Origin of the sequence: Streptomyces sp., from assembly GCF_036566765.1 — a bacterium.
GTDB lineage: Bacteria > Actinomycetota > Actinomycetes > Streptomycetales > Streptomycetaceae > Streptomyces.
Window position 1 is genome coordinate 1 of the sequence record NZ_DATCVQ010000066.1, and the last position, 5,271, is coordinate 5,271.

General features: G+C 71.7%; 4 protein-coding genes. 2 read left to right on the forward strand and 2 right to left on the reverse strand.

Annotation, left to right across the window (positions count from 1 at the left end; genetic code table 11):
• Positions 1-236 precede the first annotated feature (236 nt).
• On the forward strand, positions 237-1,232 hold the full coding sequence (locus VIU94_RS03250) for an ArsR/SmtB family transcription factor (protein WP_331907291.1): 996 nt from the start codon (positions 237-239) through the stop codon (positions 1,230-1,232).
• Positions 1,233-1,363: 131 nt separating this feature from the next.
• On the forward strand, positions 1,364-2,365 hold the full coding sequence (locus VIU94_RS03255) for a glycoside hydrolase family 6 protein (RefSeq protein WP_331907293.1): 1,002 nt from the start codon (positions 1,364-1,366) through the stop codon (positions 2,363-2,365).
• Positions 2,366-2,438: 73 nt separating this feature from the next.
• On the opposite strand, the gene VIU94_RS03260 is transcribed toward VIU94_RS03255, so the two are convergent.
• A complete protein-coding gene (locus VIU94_RS03260; RefSeq protein ID WP_331907295.1) occupies positions 2,439-2,966 on the reverse strand; it encodes an RICIN domain-containing protein in 528 nt (175 codons plus the stop codon).
• 260 nt (positions 2,967-3,226) lie between these two features.
• Positions 3,227-5,179: a radical copper oxidase GlxA gene (gene glxA, locus VIU94_RS03265; protein WP_331907297.1), complete on the reverse strand. Its 1,953-nt coding sequence runs from the start codon at positions 5,177-5,179 to the stop codon at positions 3,227-3,229.
• Positions 5,180-5,271 lie beyond the last annotated feature (92 nt).

The following is a 5,271-nucleotide window of genomic DNA, read 5'->3' on the forward strand; positions in this document are numbered from 1 at the left end:
GCCTCGCCGTGCGCGGACGACGGAGCAACCTGAGCGGGGCGGGGGGTGCCGGGCCCGCTCGGCGCCTCGGCCGTGCCCGTGCCGGACGCCGGTCTCGCCGCGGCGGGGGGTTCGGGGCTGTGGCGTACGCCGGGATCGGGCTGGGGCGAGGGGTTCTTCGGCATGCCGGGAGCCTGGCTCGCATCGGGTGGCGGGCCTAGACTTTCGGGTTCAGGCGAATCTTCAGCGAGGCGTGCATGCCGTATCACCTTCAGTTCGGGGAGGCCGACCGGCTTCGGATCCGGTTCGCGCTGTCGCCGATGTGGGAGACGCACGCCGCGGTACGGGTGCTCGCGCGGCCGCGGCAGCAGGGGTATCACCTGCCGTGGCTGCGGCGGATCAGGCAGGCCGAGGGCGGGCTGGATCTGGGGCCGCTGCATCTGCTGATGCCGCAGCACGGGCACAGCCCGGACTTCCTCTACCCGCCACCGCTCGGCCCCGCGGCCACCTTCGAGGAAGAGCTCGCCGCGGTCCGCCGGACCGACCCGGCCCTCGTCCACGACGACCTCGCGCGGGCGCTCGCCGACACCCCGGGGGCCGCCGAGTCGGCGGAGGGGCGGCGGTTGCTGGCCGATCCCGCGGACGCGATCCGGCGGCTCGCGGATCTTCTGGAGGCCGCCCACGACGTCCTGGTCGCCCCGGACTGGCCCCGGCTCCGCGCGCTCCTGGAGGCGGACGTCGCGTACCACTCGCGCCGGCTCGCCGACGGCGGCATGGAGCGGCTGCTGGCCGAGCTGCATCCGGCGTTCGGCTGGGACGCCGAGACCGCCACGCTCGTCGTCGACTACCGCGGCGAACACGTCCGCGCGCTGGACGGGCAGGGCCTGGTGCTCATGCCGTCCGTCTTCACCTGGCCCGACGTGGTCAGCGGCTTCGACCCGCCGTGGCAGCCGACGGTGGTCTACCCGGCCCGCGGCATCGGCGGCCTGTGGACCGCGCCGCGCGACCGGACCCCCGACGCACTGGCCCGGCTGCTCGGCCGGCACCGCGCGGACGTGCTGTGCGCACTCGACGAGCCGGCCGGCACCACCGCACTCGCCCACCGCCTCGGCCTCGCCCCCTCCTCCGTCTCCGCCCATCTGTCGGTCCTGCGCGACGCCGGCCTACTGACCTCGCGCCGCTACGGCCACCAGGTCCTGTACGAGCGCACCCCACTCGGCATCGCCCTGGCGACGCCGCCGTCGACGGGCTGACGCCCGCCGCGTCGCACCCGGCCACCCACTGACCGATATGCAACGATGGCCCGGCTCCTCCCGATCCTGACCTGCCGCATCTTGACCTGCCGCGCCTCGCGGCCTCGCCTCGCCTCGACTTGGGGGCCCGGATGTCCCGACGTACCGCCGTCATCGGCCTGACCCTGGCCACCGCGCTCCTGCTCGCGCTCACCGGCTGCGGCGAGCCCGCGGGGCGCACCCCGGTCGGGCCCTCGGGCACCGGGGCGGCCGGCGGGGCGCCGTTCTGGGTCGATCCGGACAGTGACGCGGCGCGGCAGGTGGAGCGGTACGAGGCGCAGGGGCGTACCGCGGACGCGAAGGCTCTGCGGCGGATCTCGGAGCGGCCGGTCGCCGACTGGCCGGCTCACGACGACCCCGTCCCGGACGTCGCGAAGGTCGTGAGGGGCGCGAAGGCCGCCGCCCGTACCGCCGTCCTCGTCGCGTACAACATCCCGCACCGCGACTGCGGCATGTACTCCGCGGGCGGCGCGCCCGACGGCGCCGCCTACCGGGACTGGGTCGACGCCTTCGCCGGCGCGATCGGCGACGCCCATGCCGTCGTCGTCCTCGAACCGGACGCCGTGCCGCACCTCGTCGACGGGTGCACCCCCGCCCAGTACCAGGACGAGCGCTACCGACTGCTCTCCGGCGCGATCGAGCGGCTGCAACGGCAGCCGCACACCCGGGTCTACCTCGACGCGGGCAACCCGGCCTGGATCGAGGACCCGGGCAAGCTGGTCGAGCCGCTGCGCCGGGCGGGCCTCGCCCACGCGGACGGCTTCGCCCTGAACGTCTCCAACTTCCAGACGAACGACGCCGTCAAGGGCTTCGGCGCCCGGCTGTCCGGGATGCTCGACGGCGCGCACTACACCGTGGACACCAGCCGCAACGGTCACGGCCCGCTGCCCGGCGACCGGGACCAGGCGTGGTGCAACCCGCCGGGCCGGGCGCTCGGCACGCCGCCGACCGACCGGACCGGCGACCCGCTGGTGGACGCGTACCTGTGGATCAAGCGGCCCGGCGAGTCGGACGGCACCTGCCGGGGCGGCCCGGCCGCCGGCACGTGGTGGCCGGACTACGCCCTCGGCCTGGCGCACCGCGCGAAGGACTGACGGCGCACCGTTCGCGCAGGCCCGCACCACTTACGGTGACGGGCCCCCTCGGCGCCCTGCGGCCTTTGTTTCTCTACCCACCCCAGCCGTGCAGCTGCCACAGCTGGTTGTCTCCGCCGTTCGGCTCCCACATGATCGGCCGAGCGCCCCACTCGCCCGTGCCTCGCGGGACGTCGACCACCTGGTTGAGAGGAGTGTTCACGATGGTGTTGACCCCTCCGCCGTAGGCGAAGACCTGGTTCCAGCTGTCATTGCAGTGCCAAAGGATCAGCTGGGCGCCCAACCTGGTGTCGTCGTGCCGGTCGAGGCACAGGTTGTTCCTGGAGTTGACGATCCTCGGGCGCCCCTTGGAGTCCCAGCTCGTGTACCACCACTGGTTCGAACCCCCGTTGCACTCCCACTGGATCACAGCGGAACCAGGACCGGCACCGCCACTGCCGTCCAGGCAGAGCCCGGTCTGATAGGTCCACAGCTCCCCTTGCCAAGACGCTGCGGAGGCGGGCTGCGCCACCACCAGGCTGCCGCCGACCATCGCCAGGCTCGCCGTGGCCAGCGCGATCAGACGCTTGGCCGTTCCGCTCGACTTGATCTTCGAGATCATGATTCCCCCTGAAAAGAGATGTAGGTCAGTTGTTGCTGTTGTAGGGCGATGCGCTGTCGCCAGCGGAGAACTTAGGCGCGAGCAGCGCGCGGTGGTGTGCGTAGCGTGCAGGGTTTCTGTGCTCTGCGTGCCATGGGGCGGCCAGGGAGAGCGCACGGTACGCAGCTCCTCCGGGCGACAAATTCAGACACACGCTTTCGGACAGATGCTCGGCCGGTTCGGCGTTCGCCGACGAGCCGGGGCCAAGACCCCGCCCCGCCTCACCCCGCCCACACCCACCTCGCCTCCGACGGCGTCCCCTCCTCGTCGGTGACGAACAGCATGTACCAGCCGGGCGGTACCAGCGTCCGGTCCAGCGGGGCCTCCACCGTCACCGTGTCCTTCGTCTTCGTCAGGCCGAGCGCCACCGACCGCTGTTCGACGTCCGTCGTGTGCGTCACCGCGCTCGGCCTCATCAGCCGGGCCGTCGCGATCCGTGCCGTGTCCGCGCTGTGGAAGGTCGCGCGGCCGTTCTGGTCGAGTTCCTGGGGGCCCTCGCCGAGGACCGGGCGGTCCGCGTTCCCGTGCAGGTAGGGCGGGGTGAAGATCTCCACCCGCTGTTCGAAGGTGCCGAGCTTGGTGTTGTCGGCGTCGTCGAAGAGCGGGTCGGATCCGAAGGTGGCGACCCGCCCGTCAGGAAGGAGCAGCGACGCCGAGTGGTAGTTGCGGCCGACGGTCGGGTCGGCGGCCGCGGTGAAGGCGTTGGTCCTCGGGTCGTAGAACTGCGCCTTGAGGATGTCGCTGCCGCTGCGGCCCCGGTACTGCTCGGACCCGCCGCTGGTGAACACCGTGTCGTCGGGCATCAGGACGCTGCTGAGGTAGCGGGTGCCCTGGGGCAGCTTCGGGCCGTCGGTGAAGGCGGGCGTCGCCTTCGACAGGTCGATGATCGAGGTGCGGGGGGTGGACTTCTGGGACTCGCCGACCCCGCCCCCGCCGAGGATCATGACCTTCTGGTCCTGCACAGGCGGCAGCATCAGTGAGGCCGAGGTCTCCAGTTGGTCGGTGTCGCTGAGCCCGCCGAGCTTGGTGAAGACGTTCTTCTTCAGGTCCCACAGCCCCGGCTCGCGACCCTTGGTCGCGGGGCCGTAGCCCGCGTTGGAGCCGGTGTAGAGCAGCCGGCCGCCCTTGGTGAGGAACAGGGCCGGGTAGGTCGGGAAGTAGCGGAAGGGGCCCTTGGTCCACTTCTTCGTCTTCGGGTCGTAGATCTCGTTGTCGCCGGGGACGACGTCGCCGACGTCGTTGAGCCCGGAGACGGCGAGCACCTTGCCGTCCTCCAGGGGGACCAGCGTCGGGTACCAGCGGGCGTCCTTCATCGGGGCGACGGGCACGTACCGCTCGGCCTTGGGATCGAACTCGTACGCGGCCTTGATGCCCTGGAAGTCCTGCTTCTCGGTGGTGATCCGCTGAGCGAGGCCGTAGACGTTGTCGGCGTCCTCGCCCTTGAGGCCGAGGACCTCGTACTGCGCGGCCTCGGTGGTGAGGGCCTGCGGGCCGGCCTTGCGCGCCTCGACGAAGACCCGGGCCTCGGCGGCGGTGACCTTGGTCCGCCAGGGCTTCATCGCGCCGTTCTTGAAGTACGTGATCTGGAACTCGCGCTTGGCCTTGGGCACGGTGACGTCGAACTTGGAGACGTACTCGACGCCCGAAGGCGAGCGGAAGACGGTGCCCTTCTTCAGCGTGACGGCCCGGTCGGGGCTCTCGTTCTTGACCCGCATGCCTCCGCCGGCCTTCTTCACCTCACCGTCGAGGACCTCGTAGCGGGCGGTGCCGCCGGCGACAAGGAGCCGGCCGTCCGGGAGTTGGGAGTGTCCGGCGCAGAAGAAGTCCTCGGGGGTGGGGATCTTCTTGAAGGTGTCGTTCCGCGGGTCCCACAGAACGGTCTCGAAGGTGCCGGAGTCGAACTTCTTCTGGTCGTTGCCCGATCCGGCGATGAGCAGCACCTTGCCGGTGTGCAGGAGCGCGGCGTGGATGGCGTTGATCCGGAACTCGCCGGGGACGCCGAGCTCCTGCCAGGAGCCGTACGCGGCCTTGTAGCCGGGCTGGGCGATCTTGTAGGCGTGGTACTTGGCGGTGGCGAAGGAGACCGCGGCGGGGGCGTTGAGCCCGGCGAGGAGCACGACCGCCCCGCCGGCGAGCAGCTGCTTCCTGAATTTCTTCGACGGCCGGTAGGGCATGTCTCAATTCCCTCCGGTCGTCGTGGGGGCGGGAGAGGGGGCCGGGCCGGTGGGCGGGGGCGGGCCGCCGGCCGGCTGACCGTCGAGGCCCC